Annotated in this window: 25 protein-coding genes; 19 read left to right on the plus strand and 6 right to left on the minus strand. The window is 70.4% G+C overall.

All coding sequences use genetic code 11. The features are described 5' to 3' along the window. The first annotated feature begins 214 nt into the window (after nt 1–214). The 11 genes from pdxS (at nt 215) to ACFYZJ_RS31360 (ending at nt 11913) form a co-directional block, all read left to right on the plus strand. Nucleotides 215–1126 carry a pyridoxal 5'-phosphate synthase lyase subunit PdxS gene (gene pdxS, locus ACFYZJ_RS31310; protein WP_388573542.1) on the plus strand — a complete coding sequence of 304 codons (912 nt, stop codon included), beginning with the start codon at nt 215–217 and terminating at the stop codon, nt 1124–1126. Between the two features lie 45 nt (nt 1127–1171). Next, nucleotides 1172–1780 carry a pyridoxal 5'-phosphate synthase glutaminase subunit PdxT gene (gene pdxT, locus ACFYZJ_RS31315; RefSeq protein WP_388573544.1) on the plus strand — a complete coding sequence of 203 codons (609 nt, stop codon included), beginning with the start codon at nt 1172–1174 and terminating at the stop codon, nt 1778–1780. Between the two features lie 77 nt (nt 1781–1857). Next, nucleotides 1858–2610, plus strand: a complete 753-nt coding sequence (locus ACFYZJ_RS31320) for a YebC/PmpR family DNA-binding transcriptional regulator (RefSeq protein ID WP_388573546.1) — start codon at nt 1858–1860, stop codon at nt 2608–2610. A gap of 116 nt (nt 2611–2726) precedes the next feature. Beyond that, the gene (ruvC, locus tag ACFYZJ_RS31325) at nt 2727–3269 is read left to right on the plus strand and encodes a crossover junction endodeoxyribonuclease RuvC (RefSeq protein ID WP_388573548.1); all 543 of its coding nucleotides are present in this window, start codon (nt 2727–2729) and stop codon (nt 3267–3269) included. Beyond that, entirely contained in the window at nt 3266–3871 is a 606-nt protein-coding gene (gene ruvA, locus ACFYZJ_RS31330; protein ID WP_388573550.1) for a Holliday junction branch migration protein RuvA, read from the plus strand. The genes ruvC and ruvA overlap by 4 nt, the downstream gene beginning before the upstream one ends. A 15-nt stretch (nt 3872–3886) precedes the next feature. Then, nucleotides 3887–4957, plus strand: a complete 1071-nt coding sequence (ruvB, locus tag ACFYZJ_RS31335; RefSeq protein ID WP_388573552.1) for a Holliday junction branch migration DNA helicase RuvB — start codon at nt 3887–3889, stop codon at nt 4955–4957. 165 nt (nt 4958–5122) lie between these two features. Further along, nucleotides 5123–5608: a preprotein translocase subunit YajC gene (yajC, locus tag ACFYZJ_RS31340; protein WP_388573554.1), complete on the plus strand. Its 486-nt coding sequence runs from the start codon at nt 5123–5125 to the stop codon at nt 5606–5608. A 136-nt stretch (nt 5609–5744) separates the two neighbouring features. After that, a complete protein-coding gene (secD, locus tag ACFYZJ_RS31345) occupies nt 5745–7526 on the plus strand; it encodes a protein translocase subunit SecD (protein WP_388573556.1) in 1782 nt (593 codons plus the stop codon). 3 nt (nt 7527–7529) lie between these two features. Beyond that, nucleotides 7530–8645: a protein translocase subunit SecF gene (gene secF / locus ACFYZJ_RS31350; protein WP_388573558.1), complete on the plus strand. Its 1116-nt coding sequence runs from the start codon at nt 7530–7532 to the stop codon at nt 8643–8645. After that, nucleotides 8642–9190, plus strand: a complete 549-nt coding sequence (locus ACFYZJ_RS31355; protein ID WP_388573560.1) for an adenine phosphoribosyltransferase — start codon at nt 8642–8644, stop codon at nt 9188–9190. The genes secF and ACFYZJ_RS31355 overlap by 4 nt, the downstream gene beginning before the upstream one ends. Before the next feature lie 206 nt (nt 9191–9396). Beyond that, on the plus strand, nt 9397–11913 hold the full coding sequence (locus tag ACFYZJ_RS31360) for a RelA/SpoT family protein (protein ID WP_388573562.1): 2517 nt from the start codon (nt 9397–9399) through the stop codon (nt 11911–11913). An 88-nt stretch (nt 11914–12001) separates the two neighbouring features. Here ACFYZJ_RS31360 and ACFYZJ_RS31365 read toward each other — a convergent pair whose 3' ends face one another. Together ACFYZJ_RS31365 and ACFYZJ_RS31370 are read right to left on the minus strand one after the other, a co-directional pair. Beyond that, on the minus strand, nt 12002–13231 hold the full coding sequence (locus ACFYZJ_RS31365; protein ID WP_388573564.1) for a DUF349 domain-containing protein: 1230 nt from the start codon (nt 13229–13231) through the stop codon (nt 12002–12004). Nucleotides 13232–13366: 135 nt separating this feature from the next. Next, entirely contained in the window at nt 13367–14188 is an 822-nt protein-coding gene (locus tag ACFYZJ_RS31370; RefSeq protein WP_388573566.1) for a peptidylprolyl isomerase, read from the minus strand. A 167-nt stretch (nt 14189–14355) separates the two neighbouring features. On the opposite strand from ACFYZJ_RS31370, the gene ACFYZJ_RS31375 reads away from it, so the two are divergent. Together ACFYZJ_RS31375 and hisS are read left to right on the plus strand one after the other, a co-directional pair. Then, nucleotides 14356–15063 (plus strand): MBL fold metallo-hydrolase, encoded by a 708-nt coding sequence (locus ACFYZJ_RS31375; RefSeq protein ID WP_388573568.1) that lies wholly within the window; start codon nt 14356–14358, stop codon nt 15061–15063. Between the two features lie 13 nt (nt 15064–15076). After that, nucleotides 15077–16339 (plus strand): histidine--tRNA ligase, encoded by a 1263-nt coding sequence (gene hisS, locus ACFYZJ_RS31380; RefSeq protein ID WP_388573569.1) that lies wholly within the window; start codon nt 15077–15079, stop codon nt 16337–16339. A 259-nt stretch (nt 16340–16598) separates the two neighbouring features. On the opposite strand, the gene ACFYZJ_RS31385 is transcribed toward hisS, so the two are convergent. From ACFYZJ_RS31385 to ACFYZJ_RS31400, 4 genes are read right to left on the minus strand one after another with little or no spacing between them, the layout of a single operon-like run. Beyond that, nucleotides 16599–17222 (minus strand): response regulator, encoded by a 624-nt coding sequence (locus tag ACFYZJ_RS31385; RefSeq protein WP_388573570.1) that lies wholly within the window; start codon nt 17220–17222, stop codon nt 16599–16601. After that, nucleotides 17219–18430 (minus strand): sensor histidine kinase, encoded by a 1212-nt coding sequence (locus tag ACFYZJ_RS31390; RefSeq protein WP_388573794.1) that lies wholly within the window; start codon nt 18428–18430, stop codon nt 17219–17221. The genes ACFYZJ_RS31385 and ACFYZJ_RS31390 overlap by 4 nt, the downstream gene beginning before the upstream one ends. Then, on the minus strand, nt 18427–19272 hold the full coding sequence (locus tag ACFYZJ_RS31395; RefSeq protein WP_388573571.1) for an ABC transporter permease: 846 nt from the start codon (nt 19270–19272) through the stop codon (nt 18427–18429). The genes ACFYZJ_RS31390 and ACFYZJ_RS31395 overlap by 4 nt, the downstream gene beginning before the upstream one ends. Beyond that, nucleotides 19269–20135, minus strand: coding sequence for an ABC transporter ATP-binding protein (locus tag ACFYZJ_RS31400; protein ID WP_388573572.1), 867 nt, complete (start codon nt 20133–20135; stop codon nt 19269–19271). The genes ACFYZJ_RS31395 and ACFYZJ_RS31400 overlap by 4 nt, the downstream gene beginning before the upstream one ends. A 141-nt stretch (nt 20136–20276) precedes the next feature. Here ACFYZJ_RS31400 and ACFYZJ_RS31405 point away from each other — a divergent pair, with 141 nt between their 5' ends. The 6 genes from ACFYZJ_RS31405 to alaS all read left to right on the plus strand — a co-directional run bounded on the left by ACFYZJ_RS31405 (nt 20277) and on the right by alaS (nt 26977). Next, complete coding sequence (locus tag ACFYZJ_RS31405) at nt 20277–20933, plus strand: vitamin K epoxide reductase family protein (RefSeq protein WP_388573574.1); 657 nt, start codon at nt 20277–20279, stop codon at nt 20931–20933. 47 nt (nt 20934–20980) lie between these two features. Further along, a complete protein-coding gene (locus ACFYZJ_RS31410) occupies nt 20981–22336 on the plus strand; it encodes a replication-associated recombination protein A (RefSeq protein WP_388573575.1) in 1356 nt (451 codons plus the stop codon). 339 nt (nt 22337–22675) lie between these two features. Then, nucleotides 22676–23290 carry a 30S ribosomal protein S4 gene (rpsD, locus tag ACFYZJ_RS31415; RefSeq protein WP_388573577.1) on the plus strand — a complete coding sequence of 205 codons (615 nt, stop codon included), beginning with the start codon at nt 22676–22678 and terminating at the stop codon, nt 23288–23290. Between the two features lie 227 nt (nt 23291–23517). Further along, entirely contained in the window at nt 23518–23952 is a 435-nt protein-coding gene (locus ACFYZJ_RS31420; protein WP_388573579.1) for a DUF948 domain-containing protein, read from the plus strand. Between the two features lie 2 nt (nt 23953–23954). Continuing rightward, on the plus strand, nt 23955–24305 hold the full coding sequence (locus ACFYZJ_RS31425) for a hypothetical protein (RefSeq protein WP_388573581.1): 351 nt from the start codon (nt 23955–23957) through the stop codon (nt 24303–24305). Then, nucleotides 24305–26977 (plus strand): alanine--tRNA ligase, encoded by a 2673-nt coding sequence (alaS, locus tag ACFYZJ_RS31430; protein ID WP_388573583.1) that lies wholly within the window; start codon nt 24305–24307, stop codon nt 26975–26977. Before ACFYZJ_RS31425 ends, alaS begins: the two co-directional genes overlap by 1 nt. Nucleotides 26978–26988 lie beyond the last annotated feature (11 nt).

Below are 26988 nucleotides of genomic sequence, written 5' to 3' on the forward strand. Positions count from 1 at the left end.
TCACAGCGAGTTGGGCACGGATCTCGTCCGGGATGCGCATACCACACCAACGAGCCACGGGACGGGAAGCAACACCTTGATGATCTGCAAGCCCTAAGGCCCGTCCCGGAACAAAACGATCCACCGGCTCACCATTGGCCCTTGCGGTGGCCTGTACCCGTCCCGTTTCCTCGGTCCAGCAGAAATCCGTCTTTTTCGAGTGAGGTCGAAACCCGTGTCCAGCGAGCTCTCCACCCCCCAGACCCCCGAGACCGGCACCGCCCGCGTCAAGCGCGGCATGGCCGAGCAGCTCAAGGGCGGCGTGATCATGGACGTCGTCACGCCGGAGCAGGCGAAGATCGCCGAGGACGCGGGCGCCGTCGCCGTCATGGCCCTGGAGCGGGTCCCGGCCGACATCCGCAAGGACGGCGGGGTGGCTCGCATGTCCGACCCGGACATGATCGAGGGCATCATCGACGCCGTCTCCATCCCGGTCATGGCGAAGTCCCGGATCGGCCACTTCGTCGAGGCCCAGGTCCTGCAGTCCCTCGGCGTCGACTACATCGACGAGTCCGAGGTCCTCACCCCGGCCGACGAGGTCAACCACTCCGACAAGTGGGCCTTCACCACGCCGTTCGTCTGTGGCGCCACCAACCTCGGCGAGGCCCTGCGCCGCATCGCCGAGGGCGCCGCGATGATCCGCTCCAAGGGCGAGGCCGGCACCGGCAACGTCGTCGAGGCCGTACGCCACCTGCGCCAGATCAAGGGCGACATCGCCCGTCTGCGCGGCCTGGACAACCACGAGCTGTACGCCGCCGCCAAGGAGCTGCGCGCCCCGTACGAGCTGGTCAAGGAGGTCGCCGAGCTGGGCAAGCTCCCGGTCGTGCTGTTCTCCGCCGGTGGTGTCGCCACCCCGGCCGACGCCGCGCTGATGCGCCAGCTCGGTGCCGAGGGCGTCTTCGTCGGCTCCGGCATCTTCAAGTCCGGCGACCCGGCCAAGCGCGCCGCCGCCATCGTGAAGGCCACCACCTTCTACGACGACCCCAAGATCATCGCGGACGCGTCCCGCAACCTCGGCGAGGCCATGGTCGGCATCAACTGCGACACCCTCCCCGAGACCGAGCGCTACGCCAACCGCGGCTGGTGAGTCACCGCGGGAACCGCAGGAACAGCACGAGGACTGCACGATCACATGACTGACGCACCCGTCATAGGCGTCCTGGCCCTCCAGGGCGACGTACGGGAGCATCTCATCGCCCTGGCCGCGGCGGACGCCGTGGCCAGGCCGGTGCGGCGCCCCGAAGAGCTCGCCGAGGTCGACGGCCTCGTCCTCCCCGGCGGCGAGTCCACCACCATCTCCAAGCTGGCCATCCTCTTCGGAGTGATGGAGCCCCTCCGCGCGCGCGTGCGCGACGGCATGCCCGTCTACGGCACCTGCGCGGGCATGATCATGCTTGCCGACAAGATCCTCGACCCGCGCTCCGGCCAGGAGACCGTCGGCGGCATCGACATGATCGTGCGCCGCAACGCCTTCGGACGGCAGAACGAGTCCTTCGAGGCGGCCGTCGACGTCAAGGGGGTCGAGGGCGACCCCGTGGAGGGCGTCTTCATCCGCGCCCCCTGGGTCGAGTCCGTCGGTGCCGACGCCGAGGTGCTCGCGGAACACGACGGCCACATCGTCGCCGTACGCCAGGGCAACGCCCTGGCCACGTCGTTCCACCCGGAGCTGACCGGCGACCACCGCGTGCACGCCCTGTTCGTCGACATGGTGCGCGCCAACCGGGCAGCGGAGTCCTTGTAGGATCTCCGGGGGTCTCCCAGCCGTTAAGGTCTGGGGGAGTTGGTTGCAGAGATGGGTTACGCGAAGGAGACAGGCAGATGTCCGGCCACTCTAAATGGGCCACGACGAAGCACAAGAAGGCCGTGATCGACGCCAAGCGCGGCAAGCTCTTCGCGAAGCTGATCAAGAACATCGAGGTCGCGGCCCGGACGGGCGGCGCGGACCCCGACGGCAACCCGACTCTCTACGACGCCATCCAGAAGGCGAAGAAGCAGTCGGTCCCGAACAAGAACATCGACTCCGCCGTCAAGCGCGGGGCGGGCCTGGAGGCGGGCGGCGCCGACTACGAGACGATCATGTACGAGGGCTACGGTCCCAACGGTGTCGCGGTGCTCATCGAGTGCCTCACCGACAACCGCAACCGCGCGGCCTCCGACGTCCGTGTCGCCATGACCCGCAACGGCGGCTCCATGGCCGACCCGGGCTCGGTCTCGTACCTGTTCAACCGCAAGGGCGTCGTGATCGTCCCCAAGGGTGAGCTGACCGAGGACGACGTCCTGGCCGCCGTGCTCGACGCGGGCGCCGAAGAGGTCAACGACCTGGGCGAGAACTTCGAGGTCATCAGCGAGGCCACCGACCTGGTCGCGGTCCGTACCGCCCTGCAGGAGGCCGGGATCGACTACGACTCGGCCGAGGCCAACTTCGTCCCGACCATGCAGGTCCAGCTGGACGAGGAGGGCGCCAAGAAGATCTTCAAGCTGATCGACGCGCTCGAGGACAGCGACGACGTGCAGAACGTCTTCGCCAACTTCGACGTCAGCGACGACATCATGGAGAAGGTCGGCGCGTAACGCCACCGCTGGGCTCGACGGGCCGACGGGACACTCCCGTCGGCCCGTCGCTTTGCCGGTCGTTGTCAGTGCCGCCCGATAGCCTGCACAAACAGGCGATCGACGGGAGGGGTTACGTGCGCGTGCTGGGGGTGGACCCGGGGCTGACGCGATGCGGTGTCGGTGTGGTCGAGGGCGTGCCCGGTCGGCCGCTGACCATGCTCGGCGTCGGCGTCGTCCGCACGCGGGTGGACGCCGACCTCGGCCACCGCCTCGTCGCCGTCGAGCAGGGCATCGAGCAGTGGCTGGACGAGCACCGGCCCGAATTCGTCGCCGTCGAGCGCGTCTTCAGCCAGCACAACGTGCGCACGGTGATGGGCACCGCCCAGGCCAGCGCCATCGCCATGCTGTGCGCGGCCCGCCGCGGCATCCCCGTCGCCCTGCACACGCCCAGCGAGGTCAAGGCCGCTGTCACCGGCACGGGGCGCGCCGACAAGGCCCAGGTCGGCGCGATGGTCACCCGGCTGCTGCGGCTGGACGCGCCGCCCAAGCCCGCCGACGCCGCCGACGCCCTCGCCCTCGCCATCTGCCACATCTGGCGCGCCCCCGCGCAGAACCGACTCCAGCAGGCCGTCGCCCTGCACGCATCGAAGCACGTAACGAAAGGCCGTACCGTATGATCGCCTTCGTCAGCGGCCCGGTCGCCGCCCTCGCCCCGGACTCCGCGGTGGTCGAGGTGGGCGGCATCGGCATCGCCGTCCAGTGCACGCCGAACACGCTCTCCGGGCTCCGGCTCGGCGAGCAGGCCAAGCTGGCCACGTCCCTGGTCGTCCGGGAGGACTCGCTGACCCTGTACGGCTTCGCGGACGACGACGAGCGCCAGGTCTTCGAGCTGCTGCAGACCGCGAGCGGCGTCGGCCCGCGCCTGGCGCAGTCGATGCTGGCGGTGCACTCGCCGGACGCCCTGCGCCGTGCCGTGGCGACCGGGGACGAGAAGGCGCTCACCGCCGTCCCCGGCATCGGCAAGAAGGGCGCCCAGAGGCTGCTCCTGGAGCTGAAGGACCGGCTGGGCGAGCCGGTCGGCGCGCCCGCCGCCGCCGCACCGGCCGCCTCCGGCTGGCGCGACCAGCTGCACGCCGCCCTGGTCGGCCTCGGGTACGCCAACCGGGAGGCCGAGGAGGCGGTCGCCGCGGTCGCCCCGCAGGCCGAGGCCGCGGGGGGCACGCCCCAGGTCGGTGCCCTCCTCAAGGCGGCCCTGCAGACCCTGAACCGAGCCCGCTGAGCCAGGAGTACGTGAGTGAACTGGGACGACACGACCGACACCCCCGCCTCCGAGCGGCTGGTGGGCCCTGTCGCCGACGGTGAGGACCAAGCCGTCGAGGCCGCCCTGCGCCCCAAGGACCTGGACGAGTTCATCGGCCAGGAGAAGGTCCGCGAGCAGCTCGACCTGGTGCTGCGCGCGGCACGGGCGCGCGGCGCCACCGCCGACCACGTGCTCCTGTCCGGCGCCCCCGGCCTCGGCAAGACAACCCTGTCGATGATCATCGCAGCCGAGATGGGCGCCCCGATCCGCATCACCAGCGGCCCCGCCATCCAGCACGCCGGCGACCTCGCCGCCATCCTCTCCTCCCTGCAGGAGGGCGAGGTCCTCTTCCTCGACGAGATCCACCGCATGTCCCGGCCCGCCGAGGAGATGCTGTACATGGCGATGGAGGACTTCCGCGTCGACGTGATCGTCGGCAAGGGCCCCGGAGCCACCGCCATCCCACTGGAACTACCGCCGTTCACGCTGGTCGGCGCGACCACGCGCGCGGGTCTGCTGCCGCCTCCGCTGCGCGACCGGTTCGGCTTCACCGCGCACATGGAGTTCTACGAGCCCGCCGAACTGGAGCGCGTCATCCACCGCTCGGCGGGCCTGCTCGACGTGGACATCGACTCCCAGGGCGCCGCCGAGATCGCCGGACGTTCCCGTGGCACCCCCCGTATCGCCAACCGGCTGCTGCGCCGCGTGCGGGACTACGCCCAGGTCAAGGCGGACGGAGTGATCACGCGTGAGATCGCGGCGGCGGCCCTCGCCGTCTACGAGGTCGACGCGCGCGGCCTGGACCGCCTCGACCGGGCCGTCCTCGAGGCCCTGCTGAAGCTGTTCGGCGGCGGCCCCGTCGGCCTGTCCACGCTCGCCGTGGCCGTGGGGGAGGAGCGCGAGACGGTGGAGGAGGTCGCCGAGCCGTTCCTGGTCAGGGAGGGTCTGCTGGCCCGCACCCCGCGCGGACGGGTGGCGACACCGGCCGCCTGGGCGCACCTCGGGCTGACCGCGCCACGCGGGACGACCGGGGGAAACGGACAACAGGACCTGTTCGGGGCGTGACGGCGCGGGACTCGCACCAGCAGGAACCCGGGTGCCATGCTGAGCGTTGTTCCTTGCGTGCGGACTCGCTTAGACTCCGCCGATGCCGCCCTCGCGGGCGGCGCCCATCACACCCCCATCCACCAGGCCGCCGATCGAGCGGTCGTGCGAAGGAAATTCCGTCCCGTGAATATCGTGACCCTCCTCCCGTTCATCGTGCTCATCGGGGCCATGTTCCTGATGACCCGCTCGGCCAAGCGCAAGCAGCAGCAGGCCGCGCAAATGCGCAACGACATGCAGCCCGGCAGCGGCGTCCGCACGATCGGGGGCATGTACGCGACGGTCAAGGAGGTCAACGACGACACGGTCCTCCTTGACGCGGGCCCGGGCGTTGAGCTGCTCTTCGCGAAGAACGCGATCGGCGCCGTCCTGACCGACGACGAGTACAACCGCATCGTCCACGGCATCGAGCACGACCTGAAGGCCGACGGCGCCGTTGTGCCGGATGACGCCTCCTCCCTCACCGAGACCGACGAGCCCGCCGCCGACGCCTCTTCGGGCCCTTCCGACGACAAGGTCGACCTCGGCAAGAAGGACGCGGACGCCGCGACCGACGCGAAGGCCGACGAAGCAGAGCCGAAGAAGACCGACGGCGAGTCCGACGAGAAGTGACCGCACCCCGGGCCAGGGCGCGTGATCGGCGCGTCCCGGCTCGGGCTGTGCGGTTTTCGCGCGGAATCCCGACACAATGGCATGGCCGCCCGTGCGCTGACCCCGCGCGCGGCGGCTCGAGAGGGAGTACGAGAAGGTGGCAGCACCGAAGAGGGGCCGAAGCGCGAGCGCCCCGAGCAAGCCAGGGCGCTCGCTGGCCCTCATCCTGATCGCCATCGCGGCGCTCACCGGGGGAATGTTCGCTTCCGGACACACCACCCCGCGTCTCGGCATCGACCTCGCCGGCGGCACCAGCATCACGCTGACGGCGGTCAACGAGCCCGGTCAGCCCAACGCGATCAACAAGACCAACATGGACACCGCGGTCGAGATCATGAACCGCCGGGTCAACGGTCTGGGCGTGTCCGAGGCGGAGGTCCAGACCCAGGGCGACCGCAACATCATCGTCAACATCCCCCGGGGCACGAACTCCAAGGAGGCCCGGGAACAGGTCGGCACCACCGCCAAGCTGTACTTCCGCCCGGTCCTGCAGCGCGAGGCCTCCGGCCCCGGCGCCTCGGCGAGCCCGAGCCCCGGCTCCAGCGCGGGCGGCAGCGCCTCGCCCAGCCCGTCGAGCTCGGCGAGCAAGAGCAAGGCGACGTCCGGCTCCCCGAGCCCGTCGTCCTCCGCCACCTCGCAGGGCCGCCCCGTCACCGACGCGCTGAAGGCGACCGCCACCCCCTCCGCGAGCGGCTCCGCGTCCGCCGCCGCCTCCACCAAGCCCTCCGCGAGCGCCACGGCGTCCGCGAGCACCGGCTCCGCCTCCGGTGACGCGGCCAAGCTCCAGGCCCAGTACGCCGCCCTCGACTGCTCCAAGCCCGAGCAGCGCGCCACGGCCGGCAAGGGCGCCAAGAAGGGTGAGCCCACCGTCGCCTGTGGCAAGGACGGCAAGGTGTGGAACAAGTTCCTGCTCGGCCCGGTCGCGGTCGACGGCACGGAGATCAAGAAGGCCCAGGCCGTCTACGACACGCAGGGCGCCGCCGGCTGGCAGGTCCAGATGACCTTCAACTCCAGCGGCGCGAAGAAGTTCGCCGACATCACCGGTCAGCTCTCGCAGAAGACGACCCCGCAGAACGAGTTCGCGATCGTCCTCGACGACGAGGTCGTCTCCCACCCGTACGTCCAGACCGCCATCACCGGCGGCAACGCGGAGATCTCCGGCAGCTTCACCCAGCAGGACGCCCAGAGCCTGTCCAACATGCTGTCGTACGGTGCGCTCCCGCTCTCCTTCAAGGAGTCGAGCGTCACCACGGTGACCGCCGCGCTCGGCGGTGAGCAGCTGCACGCCGGTCTGATCGCCGGCGCCATCGGCCTGGCCCTGGTCGTGATCTACCTGGTCGTCTACTACCGCGGCCTCGCGGCCATCGCCGTCGCGTCCCTGGTGGTGTCCGCGATCCTCACCTACGTGATCATGGCGCTGCTCGGCCCGACCATCGGCTTCGCACTGAACCTGCCCGCCGTGTGCGGCGCCATCGTCGCGATCGGCATCACCGCCGACTCGTTCATCGTGTACTTCGAACGCGTCCGGGACGAGATCCGCGAAGGCCGCTCCCTGCGCCCCGCCGTCGAACGCGGCTGGCCGCGCGCCCGGCGCACCATCCTCGTCTCCGACTTCGTGTCCTTCCTCGCCGCCGCGGTGCTGTTCATCGTCACCGTCGGCAAGGTCCAGGGCTTCGCCTTCACGCTCGGCCTGACGACCCTGCTCGACGTGGTCGTGGTGTTCCTGTTCACCAAGCCGCTGCTGACGATCCTGGCCCGCCGGCAGTTCTTCGCGAGCGGCCACAGCTGGTCCGGGCTGGACCCCAAGCGCCTCGGAGCCAAGCCGCCCCTGCGGCGCACCCGTCGTCCCTCCGCCCCCGTCGACCCGAAGGAGGCGTGAGAGATGTCGAAGCTCGGCAACCTCGGCGCCCGGCTCCACCGAGGCGAGGTCGGTTACGACTTCGTCGGCAAGCGCAAGATCTGGTACGGCGTCTCGATCCTGATCACCATCACGGCCATCGTCGGACTGGTGGTGCGCGGCCTGAACATGGGCATCGAGTTCCAGGGCGGAGCCGTCTTCACCACGCCGAGGACCAGCGTCTCGGTGACCCAGGCCGAGACCTACGCCAAGGACGCCTCCGGCCACATCGCCGTCGTGCAGAAGCTCGGCACGGGCGGCCTGCGCATCCAGATCGCGGGGATCGACACCAGCAAGTCCGACCAGATCAAGGACACCCTGGCCAAGGAGCTGAGCGTCCCCTCGGAGCAGATCAACGCCGACCTGGTCGGCCCCAGCTGGGGCGAGCAGATCGCCAACAAGGCCTGGGAGGGCCTGGCGATCTTCATGGTGCTGGTCGTGATCTACCTGGCGATCGCCTTCGAGTGGCGCATGGCCGTCGCGGCCCTCGTCGCACTGATCCACGACATCACGATCACCACCGGCATCTACGCCCTCGTCGGCTTCGAGGTCACGCCCGGCACCGTGATCGGTCTGCTCACGATCCTCGGTTACTCGCTCTACGACACGGTCGTCGTCTTCGACAGCCTCAAGGAGCAGACGAAGGACATCACCAAGCAGACCCGCTGGACCTTCAGCGACGTCGCCAACCGCTCGATCAACAGCACCCTGGTCCGCTCCATCAACACCACCGTGGTGGCGCTGCTGCCGGTGGCGGGCCTGCTGTTCATCGGCGGCGGCTTCCTGGGCGCCGGCATGCTCAACGACATCTCGCTGTCGCTGTTCGTCGGCCTCGCGGCCGGTGCCTACTCCTCGATCTTCATCGCCACCCCGCTCGTCGCCGACCTCAAGGAGCGCGAGCCGCAGATGAAGGCCCTCAAGCGCCGCGTCCTCGCCAAGCGCGCGCAGGCCACCGAGGCGGAGCCCGCCGAAGGGGCGGTCGAGGGCGACTTCGGCGCCGACGAGCCGCAGGACGACGCCGCACCGGCCGTCGTCGGCCAGCGCAGCCAGCCCGCGTCCCGCAACCGCGGTCGCGGCCGACCCTCCGGAAAGCGCCGATGACCGAGACGACCGACATACAGGCACTCCTGCTCAGCCGTATCCGGGACGTGCCGGACCACCCGGAGCCGGGAGTGATGTTCAAGGACATCACCCCGCTGCTCGCGGACCCTGCGGCCTTCACCGCCCTCACCGACGCGCTGGCGGAGCTGACCGTGCGGCACGGCGCGACGAAGATCGTCGGCCTGGAGGCGCGCGGATTCATCCTCGGCGCCCCGGTCGCCGTCCGCGCGGGCGTCGGCTTCGTCCCGGTACGCAAGGCGGGCAAGCTGCCCGGAGCGACCCTGCGGCAGGCGTACGACCTGGAGTACGGCTCCGCGGAGATCGAGGTGCACGCCGAGGACCTGTCGGCCTCCGACCGCGTGATGGTCGTCGACGACGTCCTCGCCACCGGCGGCACCGCCGAGGCGTCACTGCAACTCATCCGCCGGGCGGGCGCCGAGGTCGCGGGCGTCTCGGTCCTCATGGAGCTGGGCTTCCTCGGCGGCCGGGCCCGCCTGGAGCCGGCCCTGGCCGGCGCCCCGCTGGAGGCACTGCTCCAGATCTGAGCCCCGAGCCGTGCACCTGCGTTCAAGGCTCGGTCGGGCCGCAGGACACCGTGAGGCGGGCCCCGGAGGAATCCGGGGCCCGCCTCGTGCGTTTCTCCCATAGCAGGCCGTCCCTGCGGCCTGGGGGCGAGCCCGGAGCCCGGGATCGCTACCATGGGTGCTCCGGAGCCTGACCGGGGGACCCGGATCGCGCACGAGGAGCCCTCTTGCCAGACGAGGCCCAGCCACTGACCGCCGCCAAGCCCGACCCCGCGTCGAAGGCCGCGGCCACCCCCGCGCGCAGCGCGACGAACGCCCCGCACGGGACGGTGGAGCACGCCCAGTCCGCGCCTGCCGACCAGGCGGCCGAGCAGCCGCGCCCCAAGCCGGCCTCTCCCGAGCGCACCCCGGCCGTCCGCCCGACGCCGCCCCCGCCGGTCCGCTCCGGCTCCTCCAACCGCGTCCGCGCCCGCCTCGCCCGGCTCGGCGTGCAGCGCGCCAACCCGTACAACCCGGTCCTGGAGCCGCTGCTGCGGATAGTGCGCAGCAACGACCCGAAGATCGAGAACTCGACGCTGCGCCAGATCGAGCGCGCCTACCAGGTCGCCGAGCGCTGGCACCGCGGCCAGAAGCGCAAGAGCGGCGACCCGTACATCACGCATCCCCTCGCCGTGACCACCATCCTCGCCGAGCTGGGCATGGACCCGGCGACCCTGATGGCGGGCCTGCTGCACGACACGGTGGAGGACACCGAGTACGGCCTGGACCAGCTGCGCCGCGACTTCGGGGACACCGTCGCCCTCCTCGTCGACGGCGTCACCAAGCTGGACAAGGTCAAGTTCGGCGAGGCCGCGCAGGCCGAGACTGTGCGCAAGATGGTCGTCGCCATGGCCAAGGACCCGCGCGTCCTGGTCATCAAACTCGCCGACCGCCTGCACAACATGCGCACCATGCGCTACCTCAAGCGCGAGAAGCAGGAGAAGAAGGCGCGCGAGACCCTGGAGATCTACGCGCCGCTCGCCCACCGGCTGGGCATGAACACCATCAAGTGGGAGCTGGAGGACCTCGCGTTCGCGATCCTCTACCCCAAGATGTACGACGAGATCGTCCGCCTGGTCGCCGAGCGCGCCCCCAAGCGCGACGAGTACCTGGCGATCGTCACCGACGAGGTCCAGGCCGACCTGCGCGCCGCCCGCATCAAGGCGACCGTCACCGGCCGCCCCAAGCACTACTACAGCGTCTACCAGAAGATGATCGTCCGCGGCCGTGACTTCGCGGAGATCTACGACCTGGTGGGCATCCGCGTCCTCGTCGACACCGTCCGCGACTGCTACGCGGCACTGGGCACGGTCCACGCCCGCTGGAACCCGGTTCCGGGGCGGTTCAAGGACTACATCGCGATGCCCAAGTTCAACATGTACCAGTCGCTGCACACGACGGTCATCGGCCCCAACGGCAAGCCCGTCGAACTGCAGATCCGTACGTTCGACATGCACCGCCGCGCCGAGTACGGCATCGCCGCGCACTGGAAGTACAAGCAGGAGGCCGTGGCCGGCGCCTCCAAGGTGCGTACGGACACGCCGCGTTCGAGCGCCAAGGACAAGGACGCCATCAACGACATGGCGTGGCTGCGGCAGTTGCTGGACTGGCAGAAGGAGACCGAGGACCCCAGCGAGTTCCTGGAGTCCCTGCGCTTCGACCTGTCCCGCAACGAGGTATTCGTCTTCACCCCGAAGGGCGACGTGATAGCGCTGCCGGCCGGCGCCACCCCGGTCGACTTCGCCTACGCCGTCCACACCGAGGTCGGCCACCGGACGATAGGGGCTCGGGTCAACGGACGCCTCGTACCGCTGGAATCCACCCTGGACAACGGCGACCTGGTGGAGGTCTTCACCTCCAAGGCGCCCGGCGCGGGCCCCTCCCGCGACTGGCTCGGCTTCGTGAAGTCGCCGCGTGCCCGCAACAAGATCCGGGCGTGGTTCTCCAAGGAGCGGCGCGACGAGGCGATCGAGCAGGGCAAGGACGCGATCGCGCGGGCGATGCGCAAGCAGAACCTGCCGATCCAGCGCATCCTCACCGGCGACTCGCTGGTCACCCTCGCCCACGAGATGCGCTACCCGGACATCTCGTCCCTGTACGCGGCGATCGGCGAGGGCCATGTCGCGGCTCAGAACGTCGTGCAGAAACTGGTCCAGGCACTCGGCGGTGAGGAGGCGGCCACCGAGGAGATCGACGAGGCCGTTCCGCCGTCGCGGGGCCGTGGCCGCAAGCGGCGCGCCACCAGCGATCCGGGTGTGGTCGTCAAGGGCGTCGAGGACGTCTGGGTCAAGCTGGCCCGCTGTTGTACGCCCGTCCCCGGCGACCCGATCATCGGATTCGTCACACGGGGTAATGGCGTATCGGTTCACCGCAGCGACTGCGTCAACGTGGAGTCACTGTCACGCGAGCCCGAGCGCATCCTCGAGGTGGAGTGGGCGCCCACCCAGTCCTCCGTCTTCCTGGTCGCCATCCAGGTGGAGGCGCTGGACCGCTCGCGGCTGCTCTCCGACGTCACCCGGGTCCTGTCCGACCAGCATGTGAACATCCTCTCGGCGGCCGTCCAGACGTCCCGCGACCGCGTCGCCACCTCCCGCTTCACCTTCGAGATGGGCGACCCGAAGCACCTGGGTCACGTCCTGAAGGCGGTACGGGGCGTGGAGGGCGTCTACGACGTCTACCGCGTCACCTCGGCCCGCCGGCCGTAACCGGCGGGCGCCACAGCATACGAAACGGGCTCCCGTACCGACGTACGGGAGCCCGTTTCTCCTTGCCGATCGACTCTGTCAGCCTCTGTCAGCCGCCGAACTCCTGCAGGCCCTTGAGGGCCTGGTCCAGGAGCGCCTGGCGGCCCTCCAGCTCGCGCTCCAGCTTCTCGGCCTTCGAGGTGTTGCCCGCCGCCCGGGCCTGCTCGATCTGCGCGCGCAGCTTGTCCACGGCCGCCTGCAGCTGACCGGTCAGGCCCTCCGCGCGCGCTCGCGCCTCCGGGTTGGTACGCCGCCACTCGGCCTCCTCGGCCTCCTGGATGGCCCGGTCCACCGCGTGCATCCGGCCCTCGACCCGGGCCCGCGCGTCCCGCGGCACATGCCCGATGGCCTCCCAGCGCTCGTTGATCGAGCGGAAGGCGGCCCGCGCGGCCTTCAGGTCCGTGATCGGCAGCAGCTTCTCCGCCTCCTCGGCCAGCTCCTCCTTCAGCTTGAGGTTCTCGGCCTGCTCGGCGTCCCGCTCCGCGAAGACCGCGCTGCGCGCGGCGAAGAACACGTCCTGGGCACCGCGGAACCGGTTCCACAGGTCGTCCTCGTGCTCGCGCTGGGCGCGGCCCGCGGCCTTCCACTCGGCCATCAGCTCGCGGTAGCGCGCCGCCGTCGGCCCCCAGTCCGTCGAGCCCGACAGCGCCTCGGCCTCGGCGACCAGCCTCTCCTTGGTCTTGCGGGCCTCCTCGCGCTGCGCGTCCAGCTGCGCGAAGTGCGCCTTGCGACGCTTGGAGAACGCCGACCGCGCGTGCGAGAAGCGGTGCCACAGCTCGTCGTCCGACTTCCGGTCGAGCCGCGGCAGCCCCTTCCAGGTGTCCACCAGCGCCCGCAGCCGCTCACCGGCCGCCCGCCACTGGTCGGACTGCGCCAGCTGCTCCGCCTCGGCGACCAGGTCCTCCTTGGCCTTGCGGGCCTCGTCGGACTGTTTGGCCCGCTGCGCCTTGCGCTCCTCGCGGCGTGCCTCGACGGTCTCCACGAGCTTGTCCAGCCGCTGCCGGAGCGCGTCCAGGTCGCCGACCGCGTGGTGCGCGTCCACCTGCTCGCGCAGGTGGTCGATCGCGGCCATGGCGTCCTTCGCCGACAGGTCGGTGGTCTGCACGCGCTTCTCGAGGAGGCCGATCTCGACAACCAGGCCCTCGTACTTGCGCTCGAAGTAGGCCAGCGCCTCCTCGGGGGAGCCGGCCGCCCAGGAACCGACGACCTTCTCGCCGTCGGCCGTACGCACGTACACGGTCCCCGTCTCGTCGACGCGGCCCCACGGGTCGCTGCTCACAGCGCCTCCTCCACATGATGCCTGCGGGGAGCCTCAGCGCCCCCGGGCATCGTCCACAGTTTCGTCACGGCCAACATAGGCGACCGGCGGGGCGGCTGTCCGCATCCCGCGCGACCGAAATTCAGCTGTTGACGTTCAGGATTTCGTCATCGTCGCCTTGTTGATCACGACGGTTGCGTTCGGGGCTCCGTCGCCCTGGCCCGTGCTTTCGCCGGCGGCCGCGATCTTCTTCAGCACCTTCATGCCGGCGGCGTCGATGGTGCCGAACGGTGTGTAGCTGGGGGGCAACTGACTGTCCTGGTACACCAGGAAGAACTGGCTCCCGCCGGTGTGCTTCTGCCCGGTGTTCGCCATGGCGACCGTGCCCGCCGGATAGACGTTCCCCTTCAGGCTCTTGTCCTTGAGGTTCTCGTCCGGAAGCGTGTAGCCGGGGCCGCCCATGCCCGAGCCCTTCGGGTCGCCGCACTGCAGCACGTAGATGCCGTTGGTGGTGAGCCGGTGGCACTTGGTGTGGTCGAAGAAGCCCTGCGCCGCGAGGAAGTTGAACGAGTTCACGGTGTGCGGGGCCGCGGCCGTCTTCATCGCGATGCCGATGTCACCACACGTGGTCGCCAGGGTCATCGTGTACTTCGCCGACGTGTCGATGGTCATCGCCGGCTCCTTCTTCCAGCTCAGCGACTTCACCTTGCCCGGGGCGGGCTTCGCACAGGGGTCCGGCGCCTTGCCGGTCGGGGTGGCGCTCGGGGACACCTCCGCGCCCGCGTTGGCCTTCTTGTCGTCGTTCTTGAAGACCCCGGCCGTGTACGACACCACGCTGCCCACCAGCAACACGCCGAGCACCGACGCGATCACGGAATTGCGCATCCGCGCCTTGCGCCGCGCCTCCGTACGCCGCTGCTGCTGCCGCAAGAACTTCTCCCGGGCGAGCTGTCGCCGCCGCTGTTCCTGGCTGACCACGGGGTTTTCTCCTCATGCGTCTCGTCCGCCGACCGGTACGCGTGCGTCTGGTGTGCCGACCGCATGCGTGTGCCCCGTACCGTATATGGGTTCGCTGAGGAATCGGCAGCGCCGGTAGGCTCTGACCCACAGCCAGTGACGCCCGTACGACACAACGAAGGACGATCGTGCTGATTGCCGGGTTCCCCGCCGGGGCCTGGGGGACCAACTGTTACCTGGTCGCCCCCGCCGCGGGTGAGGAGTGCGTGATCATCGACCCCGGCCACGAGGCCGCCCAGGGAGTCGAGGACGCGCTGAAGAAGCATCGGCTCAAGCCCGTGGCGGTCGTCCTCACCCACGGCCACATCGACCACGTCGCCTCGGTCGTCCCGGTGTGCGGCGCGCACGGCGTACCGGCGTGGATCCACCCCGACGACCGGTACATGATGAGCGACCCGGAGAAGGCGCTCGGGCGTTCCATCGGGATGCCGCTGATGGGCGAGCTGACCGTGGGGGAGCCGGACGACGTCGAGGAGCTGACCGACGGCACGGCATTGCGGCTGGCCGGTCTGGAGCTCTCCGTCGCGCACGCGCCCGGCCATACCAAGGGGTCGGTGACCTTCGGCCTGCCCGAGGCGGCGGACATCCCGCCGATCCTCTTCTCGGGCGACCTGCTGTTCGCCGGCTCCATCGGACGCACCGACCTGCCCGGCGGTGACATGGCCGAGATGCTCGACTCGCTGGCCCGCGTGTGCCTGCCGCTCGACGACTCGACCGTGGTGCTGTCCGGCCACGGCCCCCAGACGACCATCGGCCGTGAGCGCGCCACCAACCCGTATCTGCGGCAGGTGGCCGCCGGCCAGGGAGCCCAGGACGCTCCCCGACGAGGAATGTGACGAGAGACCTTCCGTGAGCACCTTCAAGGCCCCCAAGGGCACGTACGACCTGATCCCGCCGGAATCCGCCAAGTACCTGGCCGTCCGTGAGGCGATCGCGGCCCCGCTGCGCAACTCCGGCTACGGATACATCGAGACACCGGGCTTCGAGAACGTGGAACTGTTCGCGCGGGGCGTGGGCGAGTCCACGGACATCGTGACGAAGGAGATGTACGCCTTCGAGACGAAGGGCGGCGACAAGCTGGCCCTGCGCCCCGAGGGCACGGCGTCCGTGCTGCGCGCCGCCCTCGAGGCCAACCTGCACAAGGCGGGCAACCTGCCGGTCAAGCTCTGGTACTCGGGGTCCTACTACCGCTACGAGCGCCCGCAGAAGGGCCGCTACCGCCACTTCTCGCAGGTGGGCGCGGAGGCGATCGGCGCGGAGGACCCGGCACTGGACGCCGAGCTGATCATCCTGGCGGACCAGGCGTACCGCTCGCTGGGCCTCAGGAACTTCCGCATCCTGCTGAACAGCCTGGGCGACAAGGAGTGCCGCCCGGTGTACCGCTCAGCGCTCCAGGACTTCCTGCGCGGCCTCGACGTGGACGAGGACACGCGGCGCCGCATCGACATCAACCCGCTGCGGGTCCTCGACGACAAGCGGGAGTCCGTCCAGAAGCAGCTGGACGGCGCGCCGCTGCTGCGGGACTACCTCTGCGACGCGTGCAAGGCCTACCACGAGGAGGTCCGCGAGCTGATCACCGCGGCGGGCGTGGCCTTCGAGGACGACCCCAAGCTGGTCCGCGGCTTGGACTACTACACGCGGACGACCTTCGAGTTCGTCCACGACGGCCTCGGCTCGCAGTCCGCGGTGGGCGGCGGCGGCCGCTACGACGGCCTGTCGGAGATGATCGGCGGCCCCGCGCTGCCGTCGGTGGGCTGGGCGCTGGGCGTCGACCGTACGGTGCTGGCGCTGGAGGCGGAGGGCATCGAGCTGCAACTCCCCGCGTCCACCAGCGTGTTCGCGGTCCCGCTGGGCGAGGAGGCCCGCCGGGTCCTGTTCGCCAAGATCACGGAGCTGCGGAAGCTGGGCGTCGCGGCGGACTTCGCCTACGGCGGCAAGGGCCTGAAGGGCGCGATGAAGAACGCGAACCGCAGCGGTGCCCGCTACACGATCGTGGCCGGCGAGCGCGACCTCGCGGACGGCGTGGTCCAGCTGAAGGACATGGAGACCGGGGAGCAGGTCGCGGTCGCCGTCAACGAGATCGTGGCGGAACTGGAGTCCCGCCTGGGCTGACCCCTCCGGGGGCGGAGGCCGCGGAGGTCTCGCCCCCGGCGCCCCTACCCTTCCCGTCCCTGGGGGCTGCCCCCAGACGCCCGCTTCGGCCTGAACGGCCTCGTCCTCAAACGCCGGACGGGCTGATCATGGTGACCGGCGGTGGAGAGATCAGCCTCTTCGCCGGTCGCCGCGTTTCAGCCTCTCCGGCGTTCGAGGCGCCGGGGCCCGGTGGTGGGCCCGAACGGGGTGCGGGGCGGAGCCGCGGGGGCGGAACCCCTCAGTCGAGCAGGCCGTGCCGCATTGCACTCGTCACCGCCGCCGTCCGATCATCCACCCCCAGCTTCCCGAAGACCCGCAGCAGATGCGTCTTCACCGTCGACTCCCCGATGAACAGCCGCCGCCCGATCTCCGCGTTCGTGCACCCCTCCGCCACCAGCCGCAACACCGCCGTCTCCCGTTCCGACAGCCTCGGCCGCTCCGGCCTGGCCCGCAGCCGGTCCACCAGGCGGGCCGCGACCGACGGCGCCAGAACCGTCTCGCCGCGCGCCGCGGCACGGACCGCCTCCGCCAGCTCACCCCGCGGCAGGTCCTTCAGTAGATAGCCCGCCGCGCCCGCCTCCACCGCCCGCAGGATGTCCCGGTCCGTCTCGTACGTCGTCAGCACGATCACCCGGCACGGCAGCCCGGCCTGAGCCATCCGCTCGATCGAGTCCACGCCCCCGCCGCCCGGCATCCGCAGGTCCATCAGCACGATGTCCGGCCGGAGTTCGGCCGCCAGCGCCTCCGCCTGCGGCCCGCTCGACGCGTCCGCGACCACTTCGAGATCGGGCTCCGCGCTGAGCATCGCGCGCAGCCCCTCCCGGACGACGGGATGGTCGTCGGCGAGGACGATCCGGATCATGAGGCACCCCCGAGAACAGGCAGCACGGGCAGGACGGGCAGCCGCACGGTGACGATCGTGCCCTCGCCCGGCGCGCTGCGGACCTCCGCCGTGCCGCCCACCCCGGCGGCCCGCGCCCGCAGCCCGCTCAGACCGTAGCCCCCGGTCGGCGCGGACGGGTCGAAACCGCAACCGTCGTCCCGGACGGACAGAGTCAGCGTGTCGTCGGCGTACGCCAGCGCTATCGCGACCGAGGCGGAACTCCCCGCGTGCTTACGCGTGTTGGCCAGCGCCTCCTGGCACGACCGCAGCACCACCACCTCCGGCCCGGCCGGCAACGTCCGCACCGGCCCCGTGACCTCCAGCTCCGCGTCGTGCCGCGCCGCCAGCCGCCGCAACGCGTCCGGCAGCGAGGCCCCCTCCAGGTCGGCCGGCGCGCCCCCGGCCACCAGTGCCCGCGCCTCGGCGAGGTTCTGCCGGGCCGTCTCGGCCATCAGCGCCAGATGGTGGCGGGCCTGGGGCACGTCGTGCTCCAGCTCGGCCTCCACCGCCTGCACCAGCATCAGCAGGCTGGTGAAGCCCTGCGCGAGCGTGTCGTGGATCTCCCGGGAGAGCCGCTCCCGCTCGGCGAGCGCCCCGTGTGCGGCCGAGAGCCGGGAGATCTCGTGCCGACTGGCGTCCAGTTCGGCGATCAGCTCGGCCCGCTCCCAGCTCTGCTCGATGATCCGGATGATCCAGCCGCCGATGACCACCGAGAACACCAGCGTGACCGCGGCGAAGAGGGAACTGGAGAACAGGTCCTTGCCACTGGGGTGCCACAGCAGCGCCCAGCCCGCCAGTGGCACGAGATTGATCACCGTCACGGCGGTCAGCGCCCAGCGTGTGCGCAGCGTCATGAAGCACTGCGGGATCAGCGCGAACGACACCAGCCGCATCCCGTCGGCCAGGATCGCCGACGGCAGGAACAGCGCCATCGCCCCACCGAGGTATACAAGGGCCCGCCGCTCGTCGGGCGGGTCCTCCTGGAGCAGCCCGCGCCCCAGCACCGCGTACCAGGGCACCAGCGCCACCAGCAGCCCGCCCGCCGCGGCACGCGCGGGCCACCCCGGATGGTCCGCGGCGCACACGAACGCCAGGGTGGCCACCCAGGCGACCGCGAAGTACGCGTCCCACAGCCCGATCGAACGGTCCCACGCGTGCGCGTCCAGCGCCCGGCGCAGTTCCGTCATCCGTCGCGCCGGCTCTTCCACCGGAAGGTCAGCAGACACAGCGCCAATCCTCCGACGCACCAGGCCCCGAGCACCAGGGCGATACGCCCGAACTCCCAGCTCCCCGCCTGTTCCAGGACGCGCGCCGAATCGGGCAGGAACACGCCCCGCAACCCCTGGCACAGCCACTTCAGCGGGAACAGCGCGCCGACGTCGAGCATCCAGCGCGGGATGGCGGCGATGGAGATGTAGACACCGGAGATGAACTGCAGCAGCAGGAAGGGGAGCACGACCACCGAGCTGGCGCTCTTGCCCGACTTCGGCACCGAGCTGATCGCGATGCCGAGCAGCGCGCACGCCGTCAGCCCGAGCACGAAGATCCAGCCGAAGTCGAACCACCTCCCGGCGTCCGACGGCAGGTCCACGCCGTACAGCGTGGTGCCGACGAGCAGCAGGATCGCCGTCTCCAGGACGCCGGTGAACAGAACCAGCCAGATCTTCCCCAGGAAGTACGCCGCCGGCGGCATCGGCGTGCCACGCAGCCTGCGCAGCACCTTCTCGTCGCGCTCCACCGCGATCGAGATCCCCAGGGACTGGAAGCTCGTCGACATGATCCCCGAGGCCATCATCGCGGGCACATACAGCTGCGAGGCGGTGACCCCCTTGACGCCCACGTCGTCGTGGAAGATCGACGCGAACAGGAACAGGAAGACGACCGGAAAGGCGAAGGTGAACACCACCTGGTCGCGCTGCCGGAAGAACTGCCTGATCTCCAGCACACCCCGGTGCAGTCCGAGGGTCCAGGCGCCGGGCAGCCGTTGAGCGGCGGCCCGGGTCCTGGGTCGTACGGCCGTCGTGGTCATCGAGCGTCCTCCTGCCCGGTCAGGCGCAGATACACGTCCTCCAAGGTGGGGCGGCCGACCCGCAGCCCCGGGACCTCACCGTCGAAGCGCCGGGCCAACTCGGCGACCGTCCGGGTCGGCGTGTCGGTGCGCTCGCGGCGCCGGCTGCCGTCCGTCTCCGTCCACTCGACGACGGCTTCGCTGCCGAAACGGTCCCGCAGCGCGGTAGGGGTGCCCTCGGCGACCACCCGGCCCCGGGCGACGACCGCCAGCCGGTGCGCCAGGGCCTCCGCCTCCTCCAGGTAGTGCGTGGTGAGCAGGATCGTCGTGCCCTCGTCGGCGAGCAGACGGATCAGCTCCCAGAACTGGCGCCGGGCCGCCGGGTCGAAACCGGTCGTCGGCTCGTCCAGGAGCAGCAGCTCGGGGTCGCCGATCACACCGAGGGCCACGTCGAGGCGGCGGCGCTGGCCGCCGGAGAGCGCCTTGATCCGGCTGCTCGCCTTGGCCTCGAGACCCACCAGGGCGATGACCCGCTCCGGGTCCCGCGGTCGCGGGTAGTAGCGCGCGAAGTGCCGTACCGTCTCCCGGACCGTCAACTCCGCGGGCGCCGATTCGTCCTGCCAGACGATTCCCACTTTCGAGCGCCACGCGCGCGTCCCCCGCGCCGGGTCCGCCCCGAGCACGGACACCTCGCCCGCGTCCCGGTCGCGATTGCCCTGGAGGATCTCCACGGTGGTGGTCTTGCCCGCGCCGTTGGGCCCGAGCAGGCCGAACACCTCCCCGCGCGGGATCTCCAGATCGATGCCGTCGACCGCGGTCACGTCCCCGTACTGCTTGCGCAGCCCCCGTACGTCCACCGCGAGTCCGTTCGCGTGTGTGGTCATATGAGGAGCTTCGGCCGGAACCGAACGCTCCGGGACGACCGTGCGTACTTCCTTATGTCCATCGAACGGTGGACACGCGCGCGTGTGCGGCACAATGACCCCAACCCGCAGGTCCACCTCTCGAGCATCGGAAGCGGCGTGATGAGCAAGACGACAGTCAAGGACGTCTCCACCGGATCCACCGAGCCGGCGAGCACCCCGTCGCCCGGCACCGTGGGCGGCAGCCGCGCGTTCGCCCTGCTGCTGGTGATCACCGGTGCCGCCGGTCTGCTCGCCGCGTGGGTCATCACGATCGACAAGCTCAAGATCCTTGAGGGCAAGGTGAGCGGCAAGACGTTCACCCCCAGCTGCAGCATCAACCCGATCGTGTCCTGCGGCAGCGTCATGGAGAGCAAGCAGGCCGCCGTCTTCGGCTTCCCCAACCCGATGCTCGGTCTCGTCTGCTACGGCATCGTCATCTGCGTCGGCATGAGCCTGCTCGCCCGCGCCCGCTTCCCGCGCTGGTACTGGCTGACGTTCAACTTCGGCACGCTGTTCGGCGTGGGGTTCGTCACCTGGCTGCAGTTCGAGTCGCTGTACCGGATCAACGCGCTGTGCCTGTGGTGCTCGCTGGCCTGGGTCGCCACGATCACCATGTTCTGGTACGTGACCTCGTTCAACGTCCGCAACGACTTCCTGCCCGCCCCGCGCCGCGTGAAGAACTTCCTCGGCGAGTTCACCTGGGTGCTGCCGGTCACGCACTGCGGTGTGATCGCCATGCTGATCCTGACCCGGTGGGGCAGCCAGCTCTGGGCGTGAGCCCCGGGCCGCGGGTCATGTCAGTGCCGTGACTTAGGGTTTTCCTCGTGGAGCCCGACCTGTTCACCGCCGCAGCAGAAGAACGCCAGGAGAAGGACCCGAGCACCAGCCCCCTGGCGGTCCGCATGCGCCCGCGCACCCTCGACGAGGTGGTGGGCCAGCAGCACCTGCTCAAGCCCGGATCCCCGCTGCGCAGACTGGTCGGCGAGGGCAACGGCGGCCCCGCCGGGCCCTCATCGGTGATCCTCTGGGGCCCGCCCGGCACCGGCAAGACGACGCTCGCGTATGTCGTCTCCAAGGCCACCAACAAGCGGTTCGTGGAGTTGTCGGCGATCACCGCGGGCGTGAAGGAGGTGCGCGCGGTCATCGACGGCGCCCGCCGCGCGAGCGGAGGCTTCGGCAAGGAGACCGTCCTCTTCCTGGACGAGATCCACCGCTTCAGCAAGGCGCAGCAGGACTCCCTGCTCCCCGCCGTCGAGAACCGCTGGGTGACCCTGATCGCGGCGACCACGGAGAACCCGTACTTCTCGGTGATCTCCCCGCTGCTGTCCCGCTCCCTCCTGCTCACCCTCGAACCGCTCACGGACGACGACGTCCGCGGCCTGCTCCGCCGCGCGCTGACCGACGAGCGCGGCCTCAAGGGCGCCGTCACCCTCCCCGAGGACACCGAGAACCACCTGCTGCGGATCGCCGGCGGCGACGCCCGACGCGCCCTGACCGCCCTGGAGGCCGCCGCCGGGGCCGCCCTCGACAAGGGCGAGACCCAGATCGGCCTGACGACGCTCGAGGAGACCGTCGACCGGGCCGCGGTGAAGTACGACCGCGACGGCGACCAGCACTACGACGTGGCCAGCGCGCTCATCAAGTCGATCCGCGGCTCCGACGTGGACGCGGCCCTGCACTACCTGGCCCGCATGATCGAGGCGGGGGAGGACCCCCGCTTCATCGCCCGCCGTCTGATGATCTCCGCCAGCGAGGACATCGGGCTCGCCGACCCGAACGCCCTGCCGATCGCTGTCGCCGCCGCCCAGGCCGTCGCGATGATCGGCTTCCCGGAGGCCGCGCTCACCCTCAGCCACGCCACCATCGCCCTCGCCCTGGCCCCCAAGTCGAACGCGGCGACCACGGCGATAGGCGCGGCCCTGGAGGACGTCCGCAAGGGACTGGCCGGACCCGTGCCCCCACACCTGCGGGACGGCCACTACAAGGGCGCGGCCAAGCTCGGCCACGCCCAGGGATACGTCTACCCGCACGATCTGCCGGAGGGCATCGCCGCCCAGCAGTACGCCCCGGACGCCCTCAAGGACCGCGAGTACTACACCCCTACCCGGCACGGCGCGGAGGCGCGGTACGCGGACGCCGTGGAGTGGACCCGCAAGCACCTCGGTCGCAGGCAGTCCTAGCAGGCCTGTAGACTTGGTAGAAGCGCTGCGTCCCGTGTCCGGCACCCCAAAGGGGTCCGGCACCACCAGAGCGGGACATCCAGCCGGAACCCCACCGCCGTACGGCACGGGGGTCCAGGAGCGTCGCGCACCGTCGAACGGTGTCGCGGGCAGCCCACCACCACCCGGAGCCCGGGAGCGGTCGGTGGGCCACTCGCGTGCTGCACGTATGTGCCCAGACCAGGGGAGCGGCTGCCCGGCAGGTCCCGCGCGGACCCGCAGGGTTTCCCCGGCTGCGGATGCGACCTCCCCTAACCCTGGTGAAGCCGATTACACACAGAAACACGAGGTGTTTGGTTCATGGCGAACCAGTCCCGCCCCAAGGTCAAGAAGTCGCGTGCCCTCGGCATCGCGCTGACCCCGAAGGCCGTCAAGTACTTCGAGGCCCGCCCCTACCCGCCGGGTGAGCACGGTCGCGGCCGCAAGCAGAACTCGGACTACAAGGTCCGTCTGCTGGAGAAGCAGCGCCTGCGCGCTCAGTACGACATCTCCGAGCGCCAGCTGGTGCGTGCCTACGAGCGTGCCTCCAAGGTCCAGGGCAAGACCGGTGAGGCCCTGATCGTGGAGCTGGAGAAGCGCCTCGACGCGCTGGTCCTGCGTTCGGGCATCGCCCGCACGATCTACCAGGCCCGCCAGATGGTCGTCCACGGCCACATCGAGGTCAACGGCCACAAGGTCGACAAGCCGTCGTACCGCGTCCGTCCCGACGACGTCGTGATGGTCCGCGAGCGCAGCCGTGAGAAGACGCTCTTCCAGGTCGCCCGCGAGGGTGGCTTCGCCCCCGACGGCGAGACCCCGCGCTACCTCCAGGTGAACCTCAAGGCCCTGGCGTTCCGCCTGGACCGCGAGCCGAACCGCAAGGAGATCCCGGTGATCTGCGACGAGCAGCTCGTCGTCGAGTACTACGCCCGCTGATCACTTTTCGGCGGACGTAGCACTCCCACCCCGCGAGCCCGTCGTCTTCCCGCCCTTCCGGGCGGGCGGACGACGGGCTTTCGCACGTCGGCTCCGCCCGAGCCCGTCGTCGGCGGCCCCGTGGTGCCCGGCCCTAATCCGGTACGGAGCGGCCGCCCGGGCGCGATAGGCTCGGGGAACCGACTTTTCGATGTTCAGGCACGTTCCAGGGAGCGGGTGGCACAACGGTGTCCGGTGGAGAAGTGGCCGGGATCCTGGTGGCCGTCTTCTGGGCGATCCTGGTCTCCTTCCTCGCCGTCGCGCTGGCGAGGCTGGCCCAGACGCTCAAGGCGACCACCAAACTGGTGGCGGACGTGACCGACCAGGCCGTCCCGCTGCTGGCCGACGCCTCCGCGGCGGTGCGCTCCGCGCAGACCCAGATCGATCGGGTCGACGCCATCGCGTCGGACGTCCAGGAGGTCACCTCCAACGCCTCCGCGCTGTCGACGACCGTCGCGTCGACCTTCGGCGGCCCCCTGGTCAAGGTCGCGGCCTTCGGCTACGGCGTACGCCGGGCGATCGCCGGCCGACGGGAGAACGTGCCCGCCAAGGCCCCCCGACGTACCGTGATCGTGGGCCGCACCGTCCCGTCCCCGCGACGGGCGAAGCGGAAGAAGGACTAGCGATGTTCCGCCGTACGTTCTGGTTCACCACGGGCGTCGCCGCCGGTGTGTGGGCCACCACCAAGGTCAACCGCAAGCTGAAGCAGCTGACCCCCGAGAGCCTCGCCGCGACAGCGGCGAACAAGGCGATCGAGGCCGGCCACCGGCTCAAGGACCGCGCGGTGGAATTCGCCCTCGACGTCCGCGACAACATGAACCGGCGTGAGGCCGAACTCGGCGACGCGCTCGGTCTGAACGCCCCCGTCGAGCCCGAACTCCCCGGCCCCCGGCGGTACGCCGCCATCGAGAACCGCAACAGCCCGAAGTACGTCGAGACCACGGCGTACTCGTACAACCGGAATGAGGACCACTGATGGAGTCGGCTGAGATCCGCCGTCGCTGGCTGAGCTTCTTCGAGGAGCGCGGGCACACCGTCGTCCCTTCGGCGTCGCTCATCGCGGACGACCCGACTCTGCTGCTCGTCCCGGCCGGCATGGTTCCCTTCAAGCCCTACTTCCTCGGCGAGGTCAAGCCGCCCTACCCGCGCGCCACCAGCGTGCAGAAGTGTGTGCGCACGCCCGACATCGAAGAGGTCGGCAAGACCACGCGGCACGGCACGTTCTTCCAGATGTGCGGCAACTTCTCCTTCGGCGACTACTTCAAGGAAGGCGCCATCAAGCTCGCCTGGGAGCTGCTCACCACCCCCCAGGACAAGGGCGGTTACGGCCTGGAGCCCGACCGGTTGTGGATCACCGTCTACAAGGACGACGACGAGGCCGAACAGATCTGGCGCGACGTCGTCGGCGTCCCCGCCGAGCGCATCCAGCGCCTGGGCATGAAGGACAACTTCTGGTCCATGGGCGTCCCCGGCCCCTGCGGCCCCTGCTCCGAGATCAACTACGACCGCGGCCCCGAGTTCGGCGTCGAGGGCGGCCCCGCCGTCAACGACGAGCGGTACGTGGAGATCTGGAACCTCGTCTTCATGCAGTACGAGCGCGGCGAGGGCACCGGCAAGGACAACTTTGAGATCCTCGGGGACCTGCCGAGCAAGAACATCGACACCGGCCTCGGCCTCGAGCGGCTCGCCATGATTCTGCAGGGCGTGCAGAACATGTACGAGATCGACACCTCCATGGCCGTCATCAAGCGGGCCACCGAGCTGACCGGTGTCCACTACGGCGCCTCGCACGACTCGGACGTCTCCCTGCGCGTGGTCACCGACCACATGCGCACCGCCACCATGCTCATCGGCGACGGCGTCACCCCGGGCAACGAGGGCCGCGGCTACGTCCTGCGCCGCATCATGCGCCGCGCCATCCGCAACATGCGCCTGCTCGGCGCCACCGGTCCGGTCGTCAAGGACCTGATCGACGTGGTGATCCACATGATGGGCCAGCAGTACCCCGAGCTCGTCACCGACCGGGAGCGCATCGAGAAGGTCGCCCTCGCCGAGGAGGCCCGCTTCCTCAAGACGCTCAACGCCGGTACGAACGTCCTGGACACCGCCGTCGCCGAGACCAAGGCCGCCGGCTCGAACGTCCTGCCTGGCGACAAGGCCTTCCTGCTCCACGACACCTGGGGCTTCCCGATCGACCTCACCCTCGAGATGGCCGCCGAGCAGGGGCTGTCCGTGGACGAGGACGGCTTCCGCCGGCTGATGAAGGAGCAGCGGGAGCGCGCCAAGGCCGACGCCCAGGCCAAGAAGACCGGCCACGCCGACCTCGGCGCCTACCGCGAGATCGCCGACACCGCCGGCGAGACCGACTTCATCGGGTACACCGACACCGAGGGCGAGTCCACCATCGTCGGCATCCTCGTCGACGGGGTCTCCTCCCCGGCCGCCACCGAGGGCGACGAGGTGGAGATCGTCCTCGACCGCACCCCGTTCTACGCCGAGGGCGGCGGCCAGATCGGCGACACCGGCCGGATCAAGGTGGACTCCGGTGCCGTCATCGAGGTCCGCGACACCCAGAAGCCGGTCCCGGGCGTGTACGTCCACAAGGGCGTCGTGCAGGTCGGCGAGGTGACGGTCGGAGCCAAGGCCCATGCCTCGATCGACCACCGCCGCCGCAAGGCCATCGCCCGCGCCCACTCGGCCACCCACCTCACCCACCAGGCCCTGCGCGACGCCCTCGGCCCGACGGCCGCCCAGGCCGGTTCCGAGAACCAGCCCGGCCGCTTCCGCTTCGACTTCGGCTCCCCGGCCGCCGTCCCGACGGCCGTGATGACCGACGTCGAGCAGAAGATCAACGAGGTGCTGGCCCGCGACCTCGACGTGCACGCCGAGATCATGGGCATCGACGAGGCCAAGAAGCAGGGCGCCATCGCCGAGTTCGGCGAGAAGTACGGCGAGCGCGTCCGCGTCGTGACCATCGGCGACTTCTCCAAGGAGCTGTGCGGCGGCACCCACGTGCACAACACCGCCCAGCTCGGCCTGGTGAAGCTCCTCGGCGAGTCCTCGATCGGCTCCGGTGTGCGCCGTATCGAGGCCCTGGTCGGCGTGGACGCCTACAACTTCCTCGCCCGCGAGCACACGGTGGTCAACCAGCTCACCGAGCTGCTCAAGGGCCGCCCGGAGGAGCTGCCCGAGAAGATCTCCGGCATGCTCGCCCGGCTGAAGGACGCCGAGAAGGAGATCGAGAAGTTCCGCGCCGAGAAGGTGCTCCAGGCCGCCGCCGGGCTCGCCGAGTCAGCCAAGGACATCCACGGCGTCGCCGTCGTCACCGGCCGGGTTCCGGACGGCACCACGCCCGACGACCTGCGCAAGCTGGTCCTCGACGTGCGCGGCCGGATCCAGGGCGGCCGGGCCGCCGTGGTCGCCCTGTTCACGGTCAACAACGGCAAGCCGCTCACGGTCATCGCCACCAACGAGGCCGCTCGCGAGCGCGGCCTGAAGGCCGGTGACCTGGTTCGCACCGCCGCCAAGACCCTCGGCGGCGGCGGTGGCGGCAAGCCGGACGTCGCCCAGGGCGGCGGCCAGAACCCGGCCGCCGTCGGCGAGGCCGTCGACGCCGTGGAGCGTCTGGTCGCCGAGACCGCCAAGTAAGAACCGGTCAA

It is taken from the genome of Streptomyces sp. NPDC001848 (assembly GCF_042891915.1).
Taxonomy (GTDB): Bacteria; Actinomycetota; Actinomycetes; order Streptomycetales; family Streptomycetaceae; genus Streptomyces.